Source organism: Serratia sp. NCCP-200 (assembly GCF_059697885.1).
The window spans coordinates 93,715-114,837 of record NZ_BAAKUJ010000009.1 but is presented as its reverse complement, the minus strand read 5'-3'; the positions used below and the strand labels follow the sequence as shown (position 1 = coordinate 114,837).

The window sequence follows — 21,123 nt, the reverse complement described above, 5'->3', positions numbered from 1 at the left end:
ATATGCACAAAATTCTGTTAGTTGACGACGACCGCGAGCTCACCTCGCTACTGAAAGAACTGCTTGAAATGGAAGGCTTTAACATCGTCGTGGCTCACGACGGTGAACAGGCGTTGTCGTTACTGGACAGCTCCATCGATCTGCTGTTGCTCGATATCATGATGCCGAAGAAAAACGGTATCGATACGCTGAAAGAATTGCGTCAGCACCACCAGACTCCGGTGATCATGCTCACCGCTCGCGGCAGCGAATTGGACCGGGTACTTGGCCTGGAACTCGGTGCGGACGACTACCTGGCAAAACCCTTTAACGATCGCGAACTGGTTGCGCGCATCCGGGCCATTCTGCGCCGTTCCAACTGGAGCGAACAGCAACAGAATGTGGATACCAGCGCACCTACGCTGGACGTTGACGGCCTGCAGCTGAACCCCGGCCGCCAGGAAGCCAGCTTCGACGGGCAAGTGCTGGATCTGACGGGCACCGAATTTACCCTGTTGTATCTGCTGGCACAGCATCTCGGCCAAGTAGTTTCCCGTGAACTCCTCAGCCAGGAAGTGCTGGGCAAACGCCTGACGCCGTTCGATCGCGCCATTGATATGCATATCTCCAACCTGCGGCGCAAACTGCCGGACCGCAAAGATGGGCATCCTTGGTTCAAAACCCTGCGCGGGCGGGGCTATTTGATGGTATCTGCAGCATGATCAACAGCTTGACGGCACGCATCTTCGCCATTTTCTGGTTCACATTGGCCCTGGTGCTGATGTTGGTGTTGATGGTGCCCAAACTCGACTCCCGCCAAATGACCACGCTGCTGGAAAGCGAACAGCGGCAGGGGTTGATGCTGGAACAGCATGTCGAAGCCGAACTGCAAAACGATCCGGCCAACGACCTGATGTGGTGGCGCCGCCTGTTCCGCGCCATCGAAAAATGGGCACCGCCGGGCCAGCGCCTGTTGTTAGTGACCAGCGAAGGGCGGGTGATCGGCGCGCAGCGCAACGAAATGCAGATCGTGCGCAACTTTATCGGCCAGTCGGACAACTCCGACCAGCCGCAAAAGAAAAAATATGGCCGCGTCGAGCTGGTTGGCCCGTTCTCGGTGCGCGATGGTGAAGACAACTACCAGCTATACCTGATCCGCCCGGCCAACAGCTCGCAGTCCGATTTTATCAACCTGATGTTCGACCGGCCGCTGCTGCTGCTGATTGTCACCATGCTGATCAGTGCCCCGCTGTTGCTATGGCTGGCCTGGAGCCTGGCAAAACCGGCGCGTAAGTTGAAAAACGCCGCCGATGATGTAGCACGTGGCAACCTTAAGCAACACCCTGAGCTGGAAGCCGGGCCGCAGGAATTCCTTGCCACCGGGGCCAGTTTCAACCAGATGATCAGCGCGCTCGAAAGGATGATGACGGCCCAGCAACGGCTGATTTCCGATATCTCCCACGAGTTGCGCACCCCGTTAACGCGTCTACAGCTGGCAACCGCCCTGATGCGCCGCCGCCACGGTGAAGGCCATGAGCTGGCGCGTATCGAAACCGAAGCCCAACGGCTGGATTCGATGATTAACGATCTGCTGTTGCTATCCCGTGGCCAACAGAAAAGCGAGCTGGTGCGCGAACTGCTGAAGGCCAACGAACTGTGGGCCGACGTGCTGGACAACGCCAGTTTCGAAGCCGAACAGATGGGCAAACAGCTGGAGGTCACCTCCCCTCCTGGCCCATGGACGATTTACGGCAACGCAGGGGCCCTGGACAGTGCACTGGAGAATATTGTGCGTAATGCCCTGCGTTATTCCAATACACGCATCGCGGTGGCATTCAGCGCCGATAATCAGGGGATCACCATCGTGGTGGACGATGATGGCCCTGGCGTCAGCCCGGAAGATCGTGAGCAGATCTTCCGGCCGTTCTACCGCACCGATGAAGCACGCGATCGCCAATCCGGCGGCACCGGGTTGGGCTTGGCCATCGTCGAATCCGCCGTCAATCAGCATCGCGGCTGGGTGAAAGCGGAAGACAGCCCGCTAGGTGGCCTGCGTCTGGTGTTGTGGTTGCCGCTGCATCAGCGTTAATCGCCAGCACCCAAAGATTTTGCTATTCTGCGCCCCTCGTCATGAGGGGCTTTTTACATGCTGAATATCGTTTTATTTGAACCTGAAATTCCGCCGAACACCGGCAACATCATTCGCCTGTGCGCCAACACCGGTTTCCAACTGCATCTGATCGAACCAATGGGCTTCCCTTGGGACGACAAACGCCTGCGCCGTGCCGGGTTGGATTATCACGAATTTGCCTGCATCAAGCGCCATGCCGACTATGCCGCCTTCCTCGCCAGCGAAAATCCACAGCGGCTGTTTGCCCTTACCACCAAAGGCACACCAGCACATAGCGCCGTCAGCTATCAGGCTGGCGATTATCTGCTGTTTGGCCCGGAAACCCGTGGCCTGCCCGCCAGCATTCTGGATGCCTTGCCCGCACAGCAGAAGATCCGTATTCCCATGCAGGCCCAAAGCCGCAGCATGAATCTGTCCAATGCCGTCTCGGTGGTGGTTTACGAAGCCTGGCGCCAACTGGGTTATGCGGGCGCACTGCTTAAAGAGTAATCCCTATTGGGCGATCGCCTGCCAGCCAGACATCGCCCGATCGCCGCCCTGCCAAATTTGTGATCGTCAACACCCGCACCCGCTGAATTTTGCCATGCTCTCCCGGCAACCGGCAGCCAACCGAAGGTTCCTTCCCTAGTGTCTCTTTAGACTCCCTGTTCATCCGTGGTCTCTGCGCTCTACGTCACCACGCCAACAACAACAAGGATAACAAGATGAACAACGCCATTCTGCTAGGGATACTCTGGCACCTGGTCGGGGCGGCCAGCGCGGCCTGCTTCTACGCGCCATTCAAACAGGTCAAAAACTGGTCTTGGGAAACCATGTGGTCGATCGGTGGTTTCGTTTCCTGGCTGATCCTGCCTTGGGCTATCAGCTATATGCTGCTGCCCGATTTTTGGCAGTATTACGGTTCGTTCAGCGCCGCCACCCTGCTGCCGGTGTTCCTGTTTGGCGCCATGTGGGGGATCGGTAATATCAACTATGGCCTGACTATGCGCTATCTCGGGATGTCGATGGGGATTGGTATCGCCATCGGCATCACGTTGATCATTGGCACATTGATGACGCCACTGTTGCAGGGCCGCTTCGAACTTCTGTTCGGCACCGCCGGTGGTCGCATGTCGCTTATGGGCGTGTTTGTTGCGCTGATCGGCGTGGTGATCGTCAGCTACGCGGGCCTGCTGAAAGAACGGGCTATGGGCATTCGTGCTGAAGAGTTCAACCTCAAGAAAGGGCTGACGCTGGCGGTGATGTGCGGCATTTTCTCCGCCGGCATGTCATTTGCCATGGACGCGGCCAAACCGATGCATGAAGCAGCCGGTGCACTGGGCATCGATCCGTTATATGTTGCCCTGCCAAGCTATGTTGTGATTATGGGCGGCGGTGCGTTGATCAACCTGGGTTACTGCTTCATCCGTCTGGCAACCTTGAAAAATATCTCGGTGAAAGCAGACTTCTCGCTGCCGAAAAAACTACTGGTCGCTAACGTGCTGCTCTCAATGCTGGGCGGTCTGATGTGGTATCTGCAATTCTTCTTCTACGCCTGGGGCCACGCCAAGATCCCGGCACAATACGACTACATGAGCTGGATGTTGCACATGAGCTTCTACGTACTGTGCGGCGGTATAGTCGGCCTACTGCTGAAAGAGTGGAAATGCGGGACTAGAAAGCCGGTGGCGGTACTGTGTCTCGGTTGCCTGGTGATCATCCTGGCTGCCAACATCGTTGGCCTGGGCATGGCGTCTTGAAAGCTGAACTATCACGATCACCTAGGCGATAAACCGTTGGCGATATTCGCGCGGGGTCATTCCTGCCTCGCGCGTGAACACCACGGAAAAATAGTTACTGTCTTCAAAGCCGCATCAGGCGGCAATATCGCTGATGCGGTATTCGCTGCGGCGTAGCAGACGCTTGGCCTGGCATAAACGGATCTGACGCAGATAGTGGTTGATGGTCATGCCGGTTTGCTGGCGGAACAGCAGCTTCAGCGCCCGCTCGGTCAACTGATGCTGCTGGCAAAATGCCGGCAGATCAAAGTCACCGTCGATGCCGCTCTGCAGCGCCGCCATCAACAAATCCAACTGTTCTCCGTCCGGCAACATATGCACGCAATCCACCGCATAGCGATAGCGTTTGAGCACGATCGCCAATTGCAGCAACAAAGCCTCCGTCAACTGGATCGATAACGAATCGGTTTTACGGCTCTCCTGCGAAAGCTGGGCGATAATCGGCCGGGCCTGCGCCATACCTTGGGTAGAGAGCCGCCAGTAACGCTCGCTGGAGGTATCAAACGGCGGCAGCAGGCTTTCCCACTGGGCATTCAACCGCAGACGCTCCGGGCAATAGATGACGTTATCCAGCACCAGATCGTGTACCGACTCGTAGCTGTGGCAATCGCTGGCACGGATATAAAAAATATCCCCGCAGGTGATCCGGTAAGGGCGATCGTTCAGCACGTGTAGGCCATTGCCACGCCAAACGATCACAATCTCGCAAAACTGGTGAGTATGCGTGGCAAACCCCATCTGGGGATAGCGCTCCGCCACGGCCACCGGCATCTGTACAGAGGGCAGATAATCGCGGCTCTCTAACAGTAATGTCTCCCTCATCTCACACCCTTCCTATTTGGCACGACTGGGCATTATTGCCGAACCCACGGCGAGGAAAATTGACGCAGTCGTGATTTTCACGCCGCTAGCGCATGCCACGTAACGCACGGGGTGGGCAGGTAAACTCACGCTTGAACAGGGTCGAAAAATGGTTGCTGTCGCCGAAACCGCAGCGAAAAGCGATATCGGTGATGCTGCTATCGCTGTGGCACAGCATATGGCGCGCCTGTAGCAAACGCAGGTGGGTCAGGTAGCGCTGTGGCGTCATGTTAGTGTGCTGTTTCAGCTGCCGATGCAGTGTACGCAGCGGAATGGCAAAGCGATCGGCCAGCTCGGACCATTCGATCGATTCAGCATAGTGGCCCTGTAGCCAGTCCAACAGCTGATGCAAACGCCCCTCCTGATCGTCCCCCTGCCGGGCCAGACAGCCCTGCCACAGCTGCACCAACAGCTGCATAAAGACGCTTTCATGCAGCGCTATCTCTTCTGGCCGCTCACCTGCAGGTGCCGCCGCGAGCTGCGCAATCAACCCCTTGATCTGTTGCAACACCTGCTGGCTGATGCGCCAATGGGCCGGGTATACGCCATCGGCCTCGCGCGGCAGGAACTGCTCCACGCCTGAAACGAAGCGGAAGGCGTCCGGCGCCCGGAACAGAATATTGGTCAGGATCAGGCCGTCGGTCTGTTCAAACAGGTGGCGATCGTGATCGCGCACAAAACAGACGCAACCGTTGTTAAGGGTATAGGGGTTGCCATTAAACACATGCACCCCCGCCCCCTGTTCGACAATCACAATTTCGTAAAAATCATGATGATGTTCTGGAAAAGCCTGCTGCGGCTCGCGGGGTTCGATCACCACGGGTGCGCTGCAGGAAGGGAAAAAATCACTACTGTGCAATAGGTTCATCTTGCCCCCCGGAGCTTTGGCGCGGCGGGATTACCGCGCAACGTCGGTAATCGATAGTAAGAGAAGCACCCGGCAACAAACCTTAAGGTTTTGACCGAAAAGCGCGCTAAAGCTGCGCGTTTTTTAAGAAAGCCGTAGCAATGTTGAGAAATGCGTACAAGGTCACAACCGGGCAAAAATCGGCCCGAGTCGCAAACTGTGAGCTACTTCACCTTTACCTTTGCCATTTTGCCAATCCCCCTCTGGCGTTGGCAGTGGCGAGAAGGCCCGGGCAACGGCAACTTCCTACACTGCTCGCATCAAGCAATCACGGGCTTTCTCTCATGACTATTCGCAATACTGTCGCCATCGACCTTGGAGCCTCCAGTGGACGAGTGATGCTGGCGAGCTATCAACCGCAACAGCAGCAACTCCAGCTGCGTGAAGTCAGCCGCTTCACCAACCGTTTGCAGCACCGGGCAGGGCAAGACTGCTGGGATCTGGATGCGCTAGAAGGCAACATCCGTCAGGCGCTGGCGCAGCTTGATGCAGAAGGCATTCGCCTTGATAGCATCGGCATAGATACCTGGGGCGTGGATTTTGTCCTGCTGGATGCGCAAGGTGAGCGGGTCGGCCAGGCCGTTTCCTACCGTGATGCCCGCACTCAGGGGCTGATGGCAACAGCCCAGCAGGATTTGGGCCGCAGCAATATTTATCAACGCACCGGCATTCAATTCCTGCCTTTCAATACGCTGTACCAGCTGCGTGCTCTGCGTGAACAGCGGCCCGAGCTGGTAGATCGCGTGGCTCACCTGCTGCTGATCCCGGATTACCTGCACTTTCGCCTGACGGGGAAGCTGAACTGGGAATACACCAATGCCAGCACCACCCAGCTCCTGAATATTGAAAGCGATCAATGGGATGAGGAGCTGTTGGCCTGGGCCGGGGTACCTGCCAGCTGGTTTGGCAAACCGACGCCTCCGGGCAACCGCGTAGGCTATTGGACCAGCCCCAGCGGCCAGCAGATCCCGGTGATTGCCGTGGCAACGCACGACACCGCCAGCGCAGTTCTTGCTACGCCATTGCAAGATGCCAATGCCGCCTACCTCAGCTCCGGCACCTGGTCGCTGATGGGCATTGAAAGCCCAATCCCGGTGGTTAATCCGGCGTCATTGGCGGCCAATATCACCAATGAGGGCGGCGCAACGGGCTATCGGGTGCTGAAAAACATCATGGGCCTGTGGCTGCTGCAACGCGCCACTCGGGAATTGAACATCAGCGATCTGCCAGCCCTAATCGCTCAGGCGGCCCAACAGCCAGCCTGCCGTTCATTGGTTAATCCCAATGACGATCGCTTTATCAACCCGATCAACATGTGCCAAACCATTCAGGACAGCTGCCGCGAGCGCGGGATGCCGGTGCCGGAAACCGCAGCCGAATTGGTGCGCTGCATCTTCGACAGCCTCGCCATGCTCTACCGCCAGGTCGCGCAGGAGTTGGCGACGATGCACGGCCGCCCGCTCAGCCATCTGCATATCGTCGGCGGCGGTAGCCAAAACCATTTTCTTAATCAGCTGTGTGCCGATGCCTGCGGGCTGGCCATCAGCGCCGGGCCTATCGAAGCCTCAACCCTGGGCAACGTCGGCTGCCAGTTGATGGCCTTGGACGCCGTCAGCGACATTGGGCAATTCCGCCGCATCGTGGCACAGAACTTCCCACTACAACACTTTACCCCTCGCGACAATCCAGACTTTGCCGCCCACTGGTCGCAATTTCAGTCGTTGAGTCAATTACCTAAGGAACTTTGCATATGAAAAGCTCGATCGATCAAGCTTGGGAACTGGCAAAACAGCGCTTTGCTGCCGTTGGCGTGGACGTTGAAGCCGCTATCAGCGCTATGGAGAGCCTGCCAGTGTCAATGCACTGCTGGCAAGGAGATGACGTGGCCGGGTTCGAAAATCCGGAAGGCTCCCTGACCGGCGGCATTCAGGCCACCGGCAACTACCCGGGCAAAGCACGCAACGCCAAAGAGCTGCGGGCCGATCTGGAGCAGGCACTGGCGCTGATCCCTGGCCCAAAACGCCTGAACCTGCACGCGATCTATCTGGAGTCTGATACGCCAGTCGCCCGTAACAAAATTGAACCACGCCATTTTAAAAACTGGGTGGAGTGGGCCAAACAGCACCAGTTGGGGCTGGATTTCAACCCGTCATGCTTCTCGCACCCGCTGAGCGCCGACGGTTTTACGCTGTCACACGCCAACCCGGAAATCCGTCAGTTCTGGATTGAACATTGCCAGGCCAGCCGCCGCGTGTCGGCCTATTTTGGCGAACAGCTCGGTACGCCTTCGGTGATGAACATCTGGATCCCGGACGGTATGAAAGATACGCCGATCGATCGCCTGGCACCGCGCCAGCGTCTATTAAGCGCGCTGGACGAAGTGATTAGCGAAAAACTCGACCCGGCACACCATATCGACGCGGTGGAAAGCAAGCTGTTCGGGATTGGCGCAGAGAGCTACACCGTGGGTTCCAATGAGTTTTATCTCGGTTATGCCACCAGCCGCCAGACCGCACTCTGTCTGGATGCAGGCCACTTCCACCCAACCGAAGTGATCTCCGACAAGATCTCCAGCGCCATGCTGTATGTACCGCGCCTGCTGCTGCACGTTAGCCGCCCGGTACGCTGGGACAGTGACCACGTGGTGCTGCTGGACGACGAAACGCAGGCGATTGCCGGTGAGATCGTGCGCAACAACCTGTTCAACCGCGTACACATCGGCCTGGACTTCTTCGACGCCTCCATCAACCGCATCGCCGCCTGGGTGATCGGCACCCGCAACATGAAGAAAGCCCTGCTGCGTGCGCTGCTGGAGCCAACCGAGATGCTGCGCAAGATCGAAGAAAACGGCGATTACACTGCCCGCCTGGCCCTGCTGGAAGAACAGAAATGCCTGCCATGGCAAGCCGTATGGGAAACCTACTGCCAGCGTAACGATGTCCCGGCCGATGCCAGCTGGCTCAACAACGTACGCAATTACGAACAACAGATCCTCAGCCAACGTTAAGGGTAGCGCAATGCAACAGATAGTTTCTTCCTGGTTCGTCCAGGGCATGATCAAAGCCACCAGCGACATGTGGCTCAAAGGCTGGGATGAGCGCAACGGCGGCAACGTCAGCCTGCGGCTTTCGGCGGAAGATGTTGAGCCTTTCCGTAGCGACTTCGTGGCCGAGCCGCGCTGCGTAGAGCTGACGCAACCGGCAACCGAGCTGGCCAACTGCTGGTTCCTAGTCACCGGTTCAGGCAAGTTCTTCCGCAACGTGCAGTTGGCACCGCAAGAGAATCTGGTGCTGTTGCAACTGAACCACAACGGCACCGCCTACCACATCCACTGGGGGCTTTCGCAGGGAGGTTTTCCGACCTCGGAACTGGCGGCTCACTTCCAGTCGCACATCGTGCGTATGAACGTCACCTCTGGCCGTGATCGCGTCATCATGCACTGCCATGCCACCAACCTGATCGCTCTGAGCTTTGTGCAGGAACTGGACAACGCCAGCTTCACCCGCCTGTTGTGGGAAGGCAGCACCGAGTGCCTGGTGGTGTTCCCAGACGGCATCGGCATCGTGCCCTGGATGGTGCCAGGGACCGACGGCATTGGCACCCAGACCGCCGAACAGATGCAGGAACACAGCCTGGTACTATGGCCATTCCACGGCATTTTCGGCTCAGGCCCAACGTTGGACGACGCTTTCGGCCTGATCGACACCGCAGAAAAATCGGCCGAGATCATGGTGAAAGTGCTGTCGATGGGTGGCAAGAAGCAAACCATTTCAGGTAGCCAACTGACAGCGCTGGCCAAGCGTTTCGGCGTAACGCCACTGGCCGCCGCGCTCAAGGATTGAGACATCGGTGCCCTGCGTCCGCTACGGCGGGCGCATCACAACGGTTTCTCATTTCAGGAGCAATATCATGAGTTTCATGCTGGCATTACCGAAAATCAGTTTGCACGGCTGCGGCGCCATTGAAGATATGGTCAAGCTGCTGGCACAGAAGCAATGGGGTAAGGCACTGATCGTCACCGACGGTCAACTGGTTGAGCTCGGCCTGCTGGAAGGCCTATTTAACGCCATGCAGCAGCATGCTCTACCTTATGCCATGTTCAATGAAGTGTTTCCCAACCCTACCGAAGAACTGGTGCAACAGGGCTGGCAAGCGTTCAAACAGCAGCAGTGCGACTATCTGATTGCCTTCGGTGGCGGCAGCCCAATCGATACCGCCAAGGCGATCAAAATCCTGACCGGCAACCCTGGCCCCTCTACCGCCTATTCTGGCGTTGGCAAAGTCAAACATCCGGGCGTAGCCTTGGTGGCCATCAATACCACTGCGGGCACCGCAGCCGAGATGACCAGCAACGCGGTGATCATCGACAGCCTGCGCCACGTCAAAGAAGTGATCATCGACACCAACATCATCCCTGACATCGCCGTGGACGACCCGCAGGTGATGTTGGATATTCCCGCCAGCGTAACTGCCGCCACCGGTATGGACGCGCTGACTCACGCGGTGGAAGCCTATGTTTCCGTGGGTGCCCACCCGCTGACCGATCACTCGGCGCTGGAAGCCATCCGCCTGATTAGCACCTGGCTACCTGCCGCCGTGGATGACGGCAAAAACCTGCAAGCGCGGGAAATGATGGCCTATGGGCAATACCTGGCGGGGATGGCGTTCAACAGCGCCGGGCTTGGCCTGGTGCACGCATTAGCCCACCAGCCAGGTGCGACCCACAATCTGCCGCACGGCGTCTGCAATGCCATCCTGCTGCCGGTAATCGAAGAGTTTAACCGCCCGAATGCCGTAGCTCGCTTTGCCCGTATTGCGCAGGTAATGAGGGCAGACACGCAAGGCATGAACGAAGAACAGGCTAGCCATCAGGCAATTACCGCCATTCGCGCGCTTTCGCTGCGCGTGGGTATCCCGGCAGGTTTCTCGGCCCTGGGTATCAAGGAAGCCGATATCGAAGGCTGGTTGGATAAAGCGCTGGCTGACCCATGTGCCCCTTGCAACCCACGCACGGCAGATCGCGAACAGGTTCGTGCGTTGTATTTAGCTGCGCTGTGACCCTTAAGGAAACCCTATGATCCGTAAAGCTTTTGTGATGCAGGTAAACCCGGATGCGCATGCCGAATACCAGCGGCGCCACAGTCCGATCTGGCCAGAGCTGGAGCAGGTGCTGAAGGAACACGGTGCACACCACTATTCCATCTTCCTGGACGAAGCACGCAACCTATTGTTTGGCTATGTGGAGATTGAGTCAGAGGAACGTTGGGATGCAGTGGCCAACACCGCCGTCTGTCAGCGCTGGTGGCAGCATATGGGCGACGTGATGCCGAGTAATCCCGATCATAGCCCGGTCAGCTCACCGCTGCGTGAAGTGTTTTATTTAGAATAATCAACAGGCGACGGTTAAACTCCGTCGCCTTATTTTTAACGCCGTACTATTTTTTACTATAAATAATAAATGAGGTTCTTTGGCCAATTTTATCGTACAGCGAACGGGCTGAAGAATTGAACTCCTGGGTCATCCAGTAAACGCGGCTTGACTCTCTCACTTCCGCCTGTTGATAGGCTTCATTAAATAAGCTCTCCGCCACGTTTTTTCCCCGCGCGCTTTTATCAACGAACAGATCTTCAATATAACAATAGTTTTTATCGCTCCACGTCGAGGCGTGATAAACCAAATGCATAAAGCCGAGGAGCTGCCCCTGATCGTTAACGGCGACCAGGCCGACCAAATCCTGTTTTTGGCACAGGCGGATAAAGGTTTTTTCGGTGATTTCGGCGCTGACATCGGCACGATAAAAGTGCAGATACTGCTGCCATAGATGTTCCCAACCCGCTCTATCTGAAGCGATTATTTCCCTGATGGTAACGCCATTTTTAGTCATCAACATAGTCCTACCCCTGCATGTTCAAAGTGGCGCAAGTATAGGCGATGCCATAGGGCGGGGTTAATGGACCAATCCGCTATAGATACCGGACCATTTCAGCGGCTAATTATCGATCTCGTTTAAACAGCGCGTTAGCAACTGGGAAAACTGTTCGACGTTATAGGCTATCTCAATAGGGTCCAGCGCCGCGAAACCCAGCAGCCAGCCAGATAAGGGAATATCTGCTGTACAAAACTCGGAAACGCTTCTCAGGGTTAAATTATACTCAGAAGCACGATGGGCAACAGCTTGCTCCAGCTGTTTACTTTCCACCAGGCAGAGTATTTGCAAGCCGCAGTTAGGCACTATAACCTTCACCTTTAAGCCGCAGTGCTTGTTGATCTCGTTAATAAACAGCGCCGCACGGGATGAATATATTTTCTTCATGGTCAGGACATGTTCTCGATAATGTCCCTGCATAATGAATTTTGCCAGCGTACGCTGAGCGATCCCCGAAACCTGGCTGTCCGTATTCGCCCGCGCGGTGGTCATGGGTTTTACCAGCGCTTCTGGCAATACCATATAAGCCACATGCAGATCCGGGAACAGGGTTTTACTGAAGGTGCCCATATAAATGGTGCGCTGATGGGGGTCTAACCCCTGCAAACAGGCCGTCGCAATGCCTTGGTAGTGAAACTCGCTGTCATAATCATCTTCGATGATCCACATATCCCGTGTTTTAGCCGCCTCAATTAATGCCAACCGCCTGGCCAGCGAAAGTGCTCGCCCGGTAGGATATTGGTTAGAAGGGGTGACATAGACAAATTTGCCGTTAGCTTGAGAGCGAATGATTTCATCGGTACAGATCCCCTGCTCATCCACGGTAATCGGGATAGGCTTTAGCTGGGCCGCCCGCAAGGCCTTAATCGCACCGGTATACCCCGGATTTTCGATAAAGACGCTATCGCCAGCATCCGCCAGGACCTGCGCACATAAAGACAGCGATTGCTGCGTACTGCTCACAATCAGAATTCGATCGGCCTGCGCCTTCACGCCCCGCTCGGCCAGCAGGAAATCGCAAATCGCCTCCCGCAGGTGAATATTGCCCTGCAAGTTGCTGCCCGCCGAGATAGACAGCCCCTCTTCTTTGACGGTTTGCTGATATAGCCTGAGCCAAGTATGGATCGGAAAATTTCGGGTTTCAGGCATGCCGGGACTAAATGCCCGCAGCTGGGGCAAGTTGCCTGATTCAGGCCTGGTATGCTGTGACGATCTCCGGCTCAATGTGACCTGGCCGCCGAAAGGTGCAACTGAGTGCTCGCTAGTCAGGCCCAGCAAAGGTTGCTGTCTTTGGGCGACAAAGCTTCCCCGCCCCACCTCTCTGCAGACGTATCCCTCGGTTTCCAGCGCCGTATAACAGTTCTCGATGGTCCCTCGAGATAACTGCAGTGAGGCTGCCAACGCACGGCTGGCCGGTAAACGTTGGCCGGTGATGAACTCACCCTGCTGGATCATCGTCTTGAAAGCAGCAGCCAGCGCCGTAGTTAATGAAACTTCGGGGACTGTTTGCTTGGCGAGGTTTTTTTGCAGCAAGAGAGTCTGGAGCTGCTTTTCGGTCAGGCGGTTCAAAGGGCAACTCCACTCACAGTGAGGACAACGCTAAAGGTATCACGCTATCAGAATTCGACCACCAGCAGGCAGGTTAAAAAATAAATAACCACATGTTATTTATGTAAATTTAATCCTTATAACCTCTTTCACCGATCTAAATTCTGCGCTGCCTCCCCAAAATGCACCGCTGAAATGTTCATAGTATCGACATGAACCCAAAACGTGTCGAAATAATCGATTTTTATCGACACGTATTGATGACATGTTTATGGTATCAACATATGCGCTAAACGTGTCGAAATGTAGAGCCTTTATCGACACATTATTGAAACCTGTCGATAAAACGTGGGGAAAATCTATGCAATGGGATCCTGAAAAACCGTTTAACCAGCTTCCGCCCCTCCCACCTATGGATGAACTAATGGAGTCGGTGCCAGTATTGAAGTCTTGCATTAAAGCGCGAGCTGCATTGGCCGAGCTAAAACAGGCGGGAGAGTTGCTACCTAACCAAGGGTTACTGATTAACTTAATCCCGATCCTTGAAGCTAAAGACTCGTCTGAGATTGAAAATATCGTGACCACTTCGGATAAACTTTTTCAGTTCTCGCAAGAAGATAGTCTGGCTGACCCCGCAACTAAAGAAGCACTGCGTTACCGTACAGCGCTTTATGATGGATTTAAGCACTTGGGACAGCGCCCACTTTGTACATCCACTGCGATGGGCATTTGCAGCACATTAAAAAATACGGTGATGGATATTCGCAGAATTCCAGGCACCGCTCTGGTAAACAATGAGCATAAGGTTGTTTACACTCCTCCAGTGGGTGAAGAGCTGATACGTAGCCTTCTGAAAAATTGGGAAAACTTTATTCATGCTGATGATGATATTGATCCTTTAGTAAAAATGGCTATATCACATTATCAATTTGAGGCAATTCACCCTTTCACAGACGGCAATGGCAGGACTGGACGCATACTAAATGTACTTTTTCTCATTGAGAAAAACCTGCTGACACTACCGATCCTCTACTTAAGTCGCTATATCGTCACTCATAAGGCCGATTATTATGGCTTGCTGCGTGGCGTAACGGCCTCTGGCGATTGGGTGCCATGGATCGTGTTTATGCTGGATGCTGTCAATGAGACATCGCAATGGACTACCGCAAAAATTGCGGCCATTAGGGAGTTGCTTGACGTCAGTACCCAGTACATTCGTAACTCGTTGCCAAAAATTTATAGTTACGAACTGATACAGGTAATCTTTGAACAGCCATACTGCCGCATATCAAATCTGGTCGATCAAGGCATAGCCCAGCGTCAAACTGCTTCTACATATCTTAAGCAGCTCTGCGAAATTGGTGTGCTGAATGAAATTACCGTAGGTCGCGAAAAGCTGTATGTGCATCCTAAGCTTATACAGTTGATGACTCGTGATGATAATACCGTACTACCCTACTGATTATTTTGCGCCAGGATCGAAACTTGGCTCCGCAAATGAGGCACTCATGACAGTGTTACATACCTCAGGGTTGGGCGACACCTTTTAGGCCTGCGCTAGTCATGGTCCCAAAAGGGTAAATATACAGAAGGGCTGTTAGATACCGTCGCCATACTCAAACCCGTGATTGGCACCGTTGAAGTACTGGTCCATATCCATCGATGGCGTATCGCTTTCCGGGCGGCCAACAATACGTGCAGGCACGCCTGCGGCAGTGGTATGTGGCGGCACGGGTTGCAGCACCACGGAACCGGCACCGATCTTGGCCCCTTTGCCCACTTCGATATTGCCGAGGATTTTAGCCCCCGCACCAATCATCACGCCTTCGCGGATTTTAGGGTGGCGATCGCCGCTGGTTTTGCCTGTCCCGCCCAGGGTTACCGACTGCAGGATAGAGACGTTATTCTCCACCACGGCGGTTTCACCGATCACAATGCCGGTGGCGTGGTCGAGCATGATGCCGCAGCCGATGGTAGCCGCCGGGTGAATATCCACCCCAAAGGCAACCGAGATTTGATTTTGCAGGTAGATCGCCAATGCCTGACGGCCCTGCATCCACAACCAATGGCCGATACGGTATGCCTGCAAGGCATGGAAACCTTTCAGGTATAGCAACGGCGTTGAATATTTATCTACTGCGGGGTCGCGCAGCCGCACCGCCAGAATATCGCGGGCCGCTGAGACGATCATTTGTGCGTCGGAACGGTAGGCGTCTTCCACCACCTCACGCACGGCGATTGCCGGCATGATCGGATTAGCCAGTTTGTTCGCCAGAATGTAGCTGAGCGCACTGCCCAGATTTTCATGCTTGAGCAAGGTCGCGTGGAAAAAGCTAGCCAGCATCGGTTCACAATCTGCCAGTGCTCTCGCCTCTGATTTAATGCTGCTCCAGACCTGTTCTAACTCTTCTGACGACATAGCTTCCTCTCTGCCAAAACAGACTACCCCGCCAGATCCCGGCAGGGTAACCTAATCAAATTGTCGTGACGCGATACATTGCTGCACCGCAGCCAAGGTCAGGCACTGTGTTTTTCGTCTTTCTTGGTGCGCCCAAGTAGAGTCAACGCTGCCTCGCGGGCATTTTTATTACAGTACAGCACCTGATAGATCTGTTCGGTGATCGGCATTTCCACGCCAAAGCGCTGCGCCAGTGCCAATACCTCTTTGGTATTACGATAGCCTTCAACCACCTGGCCGATGCTATCCTGCGCTTCCTGCACGCCCTTGCCTTGCCCCAGCATAATACCGAAACGACGGTTGCGCGATTGATTATCCGTGCAGGTTAACACCAGATCGCCCAACCCAGCCATGCCCATAAAGGTGGAAGGGTCGGCACCCAATGCCGAACCGAGACGGCTCATTTCTGCCAGACCACGGGTGATCAATGCGGTACGCGCGTTGGCACCAAAACCGATACCGTCAGACATACCGGCGCCGATGGCAATCACGTTTTTCACCGCGCCGCCCAGTTGTACCCCGATGAAATCCGGGTTGCTGTAAACGCGGAAGCTTTTGCCACAGTGCAGCAGCTGCTGTAAATCTTCAGCAAACTGCTCGTCGGTGGCGGCGAGGGCGATCGCCGTTGGCAATCCGGCCGCCAGCTCTTTGGCAAACGTTGGCCCTGAAACGACCGCCAGTGGGATGGTATCCCCCAGAGCCTCACGAGCCACGTCTTGCAACAGCCGCCCCGTTTCCGCTTCCAGACCTTTGGTCGCCCATACGATGCGGGCATCCGGGCGCAGGTGAGGTTTCAACTGACGCAATACGTCACCAAACACGTGGCTAGGCACCACCACCAGCACATCACGGCTGGCCGCTAATGCACGAGCAAGATCGGTTTCGAGCAACAGGGTATCGGGGAAAGGGACGCCGGGAAGGAACGCCTGATTGCAGCGATCGCGCTGCAGAATCTGGATCTGCTCGGGGTTATGCCCCCACAGCACTACCGGGTGGCCATTACGCGCCAGCGTAATGGCTAAAGCGGTGCCGTACGAGCCGGCACCGATTACAGTCATTGAAGCATTGACGGTATTCATCAGGCATCCTGATGAGGTTCAGCGCTTTCGCCTTCCGCCTGCTGTTGCAAATAGCTCATGAACAGCGCGTCAAAGTTTACCGGTGCCAGGTTCAACTGCGGGAAGGTACCGCGAGAAACCAGGCTGGTGATGCACTCACGCGCATACGGGAACAGGATGTTCGGGCAGTATGCACCCAGGCAATGTGCCAGCTGCGTGCCTTCGATACCGGAGATGGAGAAGATACCTGCCTGCTGAACTTCACACAGGAATGCGGTTTCTTCACCCAGAGAGGCGGTAACGGTGACGCGCAGTACCACTTCGTAGACGTCGTCTGCCAGGTGGCTGGAAGCCGTGTCCAGATCGAGCTTAACTTCTGGCTGCCATTCTTGCTGGAATACCTGCGGAGCGTTTGGCGCTTCGAATGAGATATCCTTGGTGTAAATGCGTTGGATCTGGAAAGCCATCTCTGTGCTGTTTTGTTCTGACATGTGTGTAATACCCTTGGTTAACTATCCTTAGAGACACTCAGTGGTTGCAATACCCACATCTTGGCAGTGGGACCGCCGCTGGTTTACAGCAGCGGATCCAGCCCACCGCGAGCATCAAGTGCATGTAAATCATCACAGCCGCCAATATGTTGGCCATCGATGAAAATCTGAGGCACGGTGGTTCGCCCACTGCGCGCGATCATTGCTTCGCGCTTGACGTTATCACCATCGATGGCAATCTCGCTAAACGCAGCTCCCTTGCTGTTCAGCAGCGCCTTGGCGCGATGACAGAACGGGCAGGTTGCCTTGGTGTAGATCTCAATGTTAGCCATGGAAACCCCTTCAATCACACTAAAATTTACTTGCCACGCGCCAACGGCAGGTTTTCCCCACTCCAGCCGGCAATGCCGTCTTTCAGGGTATAGACCTGTTCAAACCCGGCTTTGCTCAGGTTTTCTGCGGGTTCGCGTGAGGTGGTGCCATTGGCACAGACCACGATGACCGGCTGGGCCTTGTGTTTATCCAGTTCGCCGAAGCTGCCGGTTTTGATCTCGCTCGCCGTCAGGTTGATCGCGTTGGCGATATGGCCTCTGCGGAAATCATCACGGGTACGGGTATCGACCACTACCGCATCTTCTTTATTAATCAAGCGAGTAGCTTCACCGCGGGCGATCTCTTTAACCTTGGAGAAACGGCTCTTGAAGGTCATGACGATCACGGCAGCCAGCAGACCGACCCAGGCCAGACTAAGTATGGGGTGCCGGCTAACAAATTGCATAATTTCTTGCAGCATGGGGTGTAACAACTCCCGTCAGTTAAGGGAAAAATAAGTCAAGGTTTCAGAGTATACCTGCCGAATGCGTCAAATACAGCCAATAAGCAAACGGGAATGCAGAAACTGCGGAGTACACTGGAAAATTACCGTCATGACGTTGAGAAAGTCGAGGCTGTTCACCGCATCTTTGATCTCTTTGGGCTCTTTTTAGTCGGTCACAATGTAGTATCATCGGGTTCCAGAGGGTGAATAGCCATCATTCCAGTGCCCACGGGCTGATGGCTATTCACAACTTAAAACGATCATAAAGAGGTTACTGCAATGTCGAGCAAGAAAAAGCCCATGGTACTGGTGATCCTGGACGGTTACGGCCACCGGGAAGAGCAACAGGACAACGCGATCCTGAACGCCAAAACGCCGGTCATGGACCGTCTGTGGCAACAACAGCCGCATACCCTGATTGCCGCTTCCGGTCTGGATGTCGGCCTGCCTGATGGCCAGATGGGTAACTCGGAAGTCGGTCACGTGAACCTCGGCGCTGGCCGCATCGTGTATCAGGACCTGACCCGTCTGGATAAAGAGATTAAAGACGGTGATTTCTTCACCAACGCAACGCTGACCAGCGCCGTCGACAAGGCCGTGAAGGCAGGCAAAGCGGTACACATCATGGGCCTGATGTCCCCTGGTGGCGTCCACAGCCATGAAGATCATATCCTGGCGATGATCAAGCTGGCCGCACAGCGCGGTGCCAAAGCGGTTTACCTGCATGCCTTCCTGGATGGCCGCGACACTCCGCCGCGCAGTGCTGAAAATACACTGAAACGTTTCAGTGACGAATTTGCCACGCTGGGTGCCGGGCGTATCGCCACGGTGATCGGCCGTTACTATGCGATGGATCGTGATAATCGTTGGGACCGCGTACAGCTGGCCTACGATCTGATGACCCAGGCCAAAGGCGAATTCACCGCCGACAACGCCGTGGCCGCGCTGCAGGCTGCCTATGCCCGTGACGAAAACGACGAATTCGTTAAACCAACCGTGATCCAGGCTGCGGGCGAAGCCAGCGCCGAGATGAACGACGGCGACGCGTTAATCTTCATGAACTTCCGTGCCGACCGTGCTCGCCAGATCACCCGCGCCTTCGTCAATGCCGATTTCGACGGCTTCCCGCGTAGCAAAGTGGTCAAATTTGGTGATTTTGTCATGCTGACCGAATACGCCGCCGACATCAAAACCGCCTGTGCCTATCCACCTGCATCGCTGGCAAACACCTTCGGTGAGTGGCTGATGAAGCATGACAAAACCCAGCTGCGCATTTCGGAAACCGAAAAATACGCCCACGTCACCTTCTTCTATAACGGCGGCGTCGAAGAACCGTTCAAAGGTGAAGACCGTATTCTGATCAACTCGCCAAAAGTGGCCACCTACGATTTACAGCCAGAGATGAGCTCCGCCGAGCTGACCGAAAAGCTGTTGGCAGCCATCCACAGCGGTAAATATGACGCCATCATCTGTAACTACCCGAACGGCGACATGGTTGGCCACACCGGTGTCTATGATGCTGCCGTCAAAGCGGTAGAAACCCTGGATAACTGCATTGCGCAGGTAGTTGAAGCGGTGAAAGCCGTTGACGGCCAACTGCTGGTCACCGCCGATCACGGTAACGCCGAGCAAATGCGCGATCCGGCCACCGGCCAGGCGCACACTGCCCATACCAGCCTGCCAGTGCCGTTGATCTACATCGGTAAACCCGCCAAAGCGGTGGAAGGTGGCAAACTGTCAGACATCGCTCCAACCATGCTGTCACTGATGGGAATGGAAATCCCGCAAGAGATGACTGGTAAGCCGCTGTTCATCGTGGAATAATCCTTCCCCATGAGGGAGAAGGCGAATTTTGCACTATCAAGGGTAACCCGAAGCGCAAACTCAGGCAGCCAACCGCTGCCTGAACGCTCCGCGCCACGGAAGTTAACCACACTCTGCGCCAGCGTGTTTTTCGCTGGCGCATTGTTGTTGCCATTCACCAGCAACGCCGCGGAAGATAACAAATCCCAGCTCAAAGATATTCAGCAGAGCATCGCGGAAAAAGAAAAAGCGGTTAAACAGCAGCAACAACAGCGCAGTTCGCTGCAAAATCAGCTCAAACTCCAGGAAAAGACCATCGCGCAAGCCAGCCGTTCGCTGCGTGATACCCAAGGTACGCTCGACATACTGGGCAAAGACATTGCCGGGCTGAACACCTCCATCGCCAAGCTACAAACACAGCAGTCGACTCAGCAGGAAATCCTCGCCAAACAGCTCGATGCCGCCTTCCGCCAGGGGCAACACAGCGCCTTGCAATTGGTGCTCAGCGGTGAGGAAACCCAGCGCAGTGAGCGCATGCTGGCTTATTTCGGCTATCTGAACGAAGCCCGTCAGCAGTCGATTGAACAACTCAAGCAGACCCGCAAGCAATTGGCAGAGCAAAAGAGCTCGCTGGTGGCCAAACAGGGTCAGCAGAAATCCTTGCTTGGCGAGCAACAAACCCAGCAGCAAAAGCTGGAACAGGCGCGCATCGCCCGTAAAAAAACCCTGACCGCGTTAGAAGCCTCGTTGGAAAAAGATCAGCAGCGGCTGGTGGAACTGCGCCAGAACGAAAGCCGTCTGCGCGATCAGATCGCCCGTGCCGAACGTGAAGCCCGCGCCCGAGCCGAACGCGAAGCGCGTGAAGCGGCCAAGGTGCGTGAGCAGGTCAAAGTCAAAGAGCAGCAGGCGAAGAAAACCGGCACCAGCTATAAGCCAAGCGAAGGTGAGCGTTCACTGATGGCGCGAACCGGCGGTTTGGGCAAGCCTGCGGGGCAAGCCGTATGGCCAGTGCGTGGCCGCATCGAACATCGCTTTGGCGAGCAACTGCAAGGTGAGTTACGCTGGAAAGGCATGGTGATTTCCGCAGCCGAAGGCAGCGAAGTCAAAGCCATTGCCGATGGCCGCGTGCTGCTGGCTGACTGGCTGCAAGGCTATGGCCTGGTGGTCGTAGTCGAACACGGTAAGGGCGATATGAGCCTGTATGGCTATAACCAGAGCGCTTTGGTTAGCGTCGGGGCGCAGGTGCGTGCCGGTCAGCCTATCGCTCTGGTCGGTACCAGCGGTGGTCAGGGAACGCCATCGCTCTATTTCGAAATCCGTCGCCAGGGTCAGGCCGTTAACCCACAGCCGTGGTTGGGAAGATAG

The 21,123-nt window shown here is 55.5% G+C and carries 20 protein-coding genes and 1 pseudogene; 12 read left to right on the top strand and 9 right to left on the bottom strand.

Annotation, left to right across the window (positions count from 1 at the left end; translation table 11 throughout):
- Positions 1 to 2 precede the first annotated feature (2 nt).
- The 4 genes from cpxR (at position 3) to rhaT (ending at position 3,849) form a co-directional block, all read left to right on the top strand.
- The gene (gene cpxR / locus AC6HVW_RS22965) at positions 3 to 701 is read left to right on the top strand and encodes an envelope stress response regulator transcription factor CpxR (protein WP_021181873.1); all 699 of its coding nucleotides are present in this window, start codon (positions 3 to 5) and stop codon (positions 699 to 701) included.
- The gene (gene cpxA, locus AC6HVW_RS22960; RefSeq protein ID WP_024482888.1) at positions 698 to 2,068 is read left to right on the top strand and encodes an envelope stress sensor histidine kinase CpxA; all 1,371 of its coding nucleotides are present in this window, start codon (positions 698 to 700) and stop codon (positions 2,066 to 2,068) included. The genes cpxR and cpxA overlap by 4 nt, the downstream gene beginning before the upstream one ends.
- Positions 2,069 to 2,125: 57 nt before the next feature.
- On the top strand, positions 2,126 to 2,599 hold the full coding sequence (gene trmL, locus AC6HVW_RS22955) for a tRNA (uridine(34)/cytosine(34)/5-carboxymethylaminomethyluridine(34)-2'-O)-methyltransferase TrmL (protein WP_021807233.1): 474 nt from the start codon (positions 2,126 to 2,128) through the stop codon (positions 2,597 to 2,599).
- Positions 2,600 to 2,814: 215 nt separating this feature from the next.
- On the top strand, positions 2,815 to 3,849 hold the full coding sequence (gene rhaT, locus AC6HVW_RS22950; RefSeq protein WP_166733666.1) for an L-rhamnose/proton symporter RhaT: 1,035 nt from the start codon (positions 2,815 to 2,817) through the stop codon (positions 3,847 to 3,849).
- A 21-nt stretch (positions 3,850 to 3,870) separates the two neighbouring features.
- Here rhaT and rhaR read toward each other — a convergent pair.
- Both rhaR and rhaS read right to left on the bottom strand, forming a co-directional pair.
- Positions 3,871 to 4,710 (bottom strand): annotated as a pseudogene (gene rhaR, locus AC6HVW_RS22945) (HTH-type transcriptional activator RhaR).
- 85 nt (positions 4,711 to 4,795) lie between these two features.
- On the bottom strand, positions 4,796 to 5,617 hold the full coding sequence (gene rhaS, locus AC6HVW_RS22940) for an HTH-type transcriptional activator RhaS (protein WP_071683738.1): 822 nt from the start codon (positions 5,615 to 5,617) through the stop codon (positions 4,796 to 4,798).
- 377 nt (positions 5,618 to 5,994) lie between these two features.
- Between rhaS and rhaB the strand changes: the two genes are divergently transcribed.
- From rhaB to rhaM, 5 genes are all read left to right on the top strand, one after another.
- Positions 5,995 to 7,410, top strand: coding sequence for a rhamnulokinase (gene rhaB / locus AC6HVW_RS22935; RefSeq protein WP_254698903.1), 1,416 nt, complete (start codon positions 5,995 to 5,997; stop codon positions 7,408 to 7,410).
- Positions 7,407 to 8,663: an L-rhamnose isomerase gene (locus AC6HVW_RS22930; protein WP_071683740.1), complete on the top strand. Its 1,257-nt coding sequence runs from the start codon at positions 7,407 to 7,409 to the stop codon at positions 8,661 to 8,663. The genes rhaB and AC6HVW_RS22930 overlap by 4 nt, the downstream gene beginning before the upstream one ends.
- Before the next feature lie 10 nt (positions 8,664 to 8,673).
- Entirely contained in the window at positions 8,674 to 9,498 is an 825-nt protein-coding gene (rhaD, locus tag AC6HVW_RS22925; RefSeq protein WP_071683741.1) for a rhamnulose-1-phosphate aldolase, read from the top strand.
- A 67-nt stretch (positions 9,499 to 9,565) separates the two neighbouring features.
- Positions 9,566 to 10,714 carry a lactaldehyde reductase gene (gene fucO / locus AC6HVW_RS22920; RefSeq protein WP_071683742.1) on the top strand — a complete coding sequence of 383 codons (1,149 nt, stop codon included), beginning with the start codon at positions 9,566 to 9,568 and terminating at the stop codon, positions 10,712 to 10,714.
- A gap of 16 nt (positions 10,715 to 10,730) precedes the next feature.
- Complete coding sequence (gene rhaM / locus AC6HVW_RS22915; RefSeq protein WP_071683743.1) at positions 10,731 to 11,045, top strand: L-rhamnose mutarotase; 315 nt, start codon at positions 10,731 to 10,733, stop codon at positions 11,043 to 11,045.
- 46 nt (positions 11,046 to 11,091) lie between these two features.
- Here the strand turns inward: rhaM and AC6HVW_RS22910 are convergent, their stop codons facing one another.
- On the bottom strand, positions 11,092 to 11,547 hold the full coding sequence (locus AC6HVW_RS22910; RefSeq protein ID WP_071683744.1) for a GNAT family N-acetyltransferase: 456 nt from the start codon (positions 11,545 to 11,547) through the stop codon (positions 11,092 to 11,094).
- 99 nt (positions 11,548 to 11,646) lie between these two features.
- Positions 11,647 to 13,152, bottom strand: a complete 1,506-nt coding sequence (gene pdxR, locus AC6HVW_RS22905) for a MocR-like pyridoxine biosynthesis transcription factor PdxR (RefSeq protein WP_368438837.1) — start codon at positions 13,150 to 13,152, stop codon at positions 11,647 to 11,649.
- 340 nt (positions 13,153 to 13,492) lie between these two features.
- Here pdxR and fic point away from each other — a divergent pair, with 340 nt between their 5' ends.
- The gene (gene fic, locus AC6HVW_RS22900; RefSeq protein WP_071683746.1) at positions 13,493 to 14,593 is read left to right on the top strand and encodes a protein adenylyltransferase Fic; all 1,101 of its coding nucleotides are present in this window, start codon (positions 13,493 to 13,495) and stop codon (positions 14,591 to 14,593) included.
- Between the two features lie 135 nt (positions 14,594 to 14,728).
- Here fic and cysE read toward each other — a convergent pair whose 3' ends face one another.
- The 5 genes from cysE to AC6HVW_RS22875 all read right to left on the bottom strand — a co-directional run bounded on the left by cysE (position 14,729) and on the right by AC6HVW_RS22875 (position 17,931).
- Positions 14,729 to 15,550, bottom strand: a complete 822-nt coding sequence (cysE, locus tag AC6HVW_RS22895; RefSeq protein WP_021181867.1) for a serine O-acetyltransferase — start codon at positions 15,548 to 15,550, stop codon at positions 14,729 to 14,731.
- Between the two features lie 98 nt (positions 15,551 to 15,648).
- Complete coding sequence (gene gpsA / locus AC6HVW_RS22890) at positions 15,649 to 16,668, bottom strand: NAD(P)H-dependent glycerol-3-phosphate dehydrogenase (RefSeq protein ID WP_071683747.1); 1,020 nt, start codon at positions 16,666 to 16,668, stop codon at positions 15,649 to 15,651.
- A complete protein-coding gene (gene secB, locus AC6HVW_RS22885) occupies positions 16,668 to 17,138 on the bottom strand; it encodes a protein-export chaperone SecB (RefSeq protein WP_021181865.1) in 471 nt (156 codons plus the stop codon). The genes gpsA and secB overlap by 1 nt, the downstream gene beginning before the upstream one ends.
- 83 nt (positions 17,139 to 17,221) lie before the next feature.
- Entirely contained in the window at positions 17,222 to 17,470 is a 249-nt protein-coding gene (grxC, locus tag AC6HVW_RS22880; RefSeq protein WP_024482902.1) for a glutaredoxin 3, read from the bottom strand.
- A 26-nt stretch (positions 17,471 to 17,496) separates the two neighbouring features.
- Positions 17,497 to 17,931 carry a rhodanese-like domain-containing protein gene (locus tag AC6HVW_RS22875; RefSeq protein ID WP_021807259.1) on the bottom strand — a complete coding sequence of 145 codons (435 nt, stop codon included), beginning with the start codon at positions 17,929 to 17,931 and terminating at the stop codon, positions 17,497 to 17,499.
- A gap of 303 nt (positions 17,932 to 18,234) precedes the next feature.
- Between AC6HVW_RS22875 and gpmM the strand changes: the two genes are divergently transcribed.
- Together gpmM and envC are read left to right on the top strand one after the other, a co-directional pair.
- Positions 18,235 to 19,779, top strand: coding sequence for a 2,3-bisphosphoglycerate-independent phosphoglycerate mutase (gpmM, locus tag AC6HVW_RS22870; protein ID WP_071683748.1), 1,545 nt, complete (start codon positions 18,235 to 18,237; stop codon positions 19,777 to 19,779).
- Positions 19,780 to 19,788: 9 nt separating this feature from the next.
- Positions 19,789 to 21,123 (top strand): murein hydrolase activator EnvC, encoded by a 1,335-nt coding sequence (gene envC / locus AC6HVW_RS22865; protein ID WP_039996198.1) that lies wholly within the window; start codon positions 19,789 to 19,791, stop codon positions 21,121 to 21,123.

What these genes read in the sequence shown, in the direction of transcription:
- fic (WP_071683746.1), top strand. Translation starts at nt 13,493, where the DNA reads ATGCAATGGGATCCTGAAAAACCGTTTAACCAGCTTCCGCCCCTCCCA.
- rhaT (WP_166733666.1), top strand. Translation starts at nt 2,815, where the DNA reads ATGAACAACGCCATTCTGCTAGGGATACTCTGGCACCTGGTCGGGGCG.
- gpsA (WP_071683747.1), bottom strand. Translation starts at nt 16,668, where the DNA reads ATGAATACCGTCAATGCTTCAATGACTGTAATCGGTGCCGGCTCGTAC.
- cpxR (WP_021181873.1), top strand. Translation starts at nt 3, where the DNA reads ATGCACAAAATTCTGTTAGTTGACGACGACCGCGAGCTCACCTCGCTA.
- rhaM (WP_071683743.1), top strand. Translation starts at nt 10,731, where the DNA reads ATGATCCGTAAAGCTTTTGTGATGCAGGTAAACCCGGATGCGCATGCC.
- rhaS (WP_071683738.1), bottom strand. Translation starts at nt 5,617, where the DNA reads ATGAACCTATTGCACAGTAGTGATTTTTTCCCTTCCTGCAGCGCACCC.
- rhaB (WP_254698903.1), top strand. Translation starts at nt 5,995, where the DNA reads ATGCTGGCGAGCTATCAACCGCAACAGCAGCAACTCCAGCTGCGTGAA.
- envC (WP_039996198.1), top strand. Translation starts at nt 19,789, where the DNA reads ATGAGGGAGAAGGCGAATTTTGCACTATCAAGGGTAACCCGAAGCGCA.
- AC6HVW_RS22910 (WP_071683744.1), bottom strand. Translation starts at nt 11,547, where the DNA reads ATGTTGATGACTAAAAATGGCGTTACCATCAGGGAAATAATCGCTTCA.
- fucO (WP_071683742.1), top strand. Translation starts at nt 9,566, where the DNA reads ATGAGTTTCATGCTGGCATTACCGAAAATCAGTTTGCACGGCTGCGGC.
- rhaD (WP_071683741.1), top strand. Translation starts at nt 8,674, where the DNA reads ATGCAACAGATAGTTTCTTCCTGGTTCGTCCAGGGCATGATCAAAGCC.
- AC6HVW_RS22875 (WP_021807259.1), bottom strand. Translation starts at nt 17,931, where the DNA reads ATGCTGCAAGAAATTATGCAATTTGTTAGCCGGCACCCCATACTTAGT.
- grxC (WP_024482902.1), bottom strand. Translation starts at nt 17,470, where the DNA reads ATGGCTAACATTGAGATCTACACCAAGGCAACCTGCCCGTTCTGTCAT.
- trmL (WP_021807233.1), top strand. Translation starts at nt 2,126, where the DNA reads ATGCTGAATATCGTTTTATTTGAACCTGAAATTCCGCCGAACACCGGC.
- cysE (WP_021181867.1), bottom strand. Translation starts at nt 15,550, where the DNA reads ATGTCGTCAGAAGAGTTAGAACAGGTCTGGAGCAGCATTAAATCAGAG.
- gpmM (WP_071683748.1), top strand. Translation starts at nt 18,235, where the DNA reads ATGTCGAGCAAGAAAAAGCCCATGGTACTGGTGATCCTGGACGGTTAC.
- secB (WP_021181865.1), bottom strand. Translation starts at nt 17,138, where the DNA reads ATGTCAGAACAAAACAGCACAGAGATGGCTTTCCAGATCCAACGCATT.
- AC6HVW_RS22930 (WP_071683740.1), top strand. Translation starts at nt 7,407, where the DNA reads ATGAAAAGCTCGATCGATCAAGCTTGGGAACTGGCAAAACAGCGCTTT.
- cpxA (WP_024482888.1), top strand. Translation starts at nt 698, where the DNA reads ATGATCAACAGCTTGACGGCACGCATCTTCGCCATTTTCTGGTTCACA.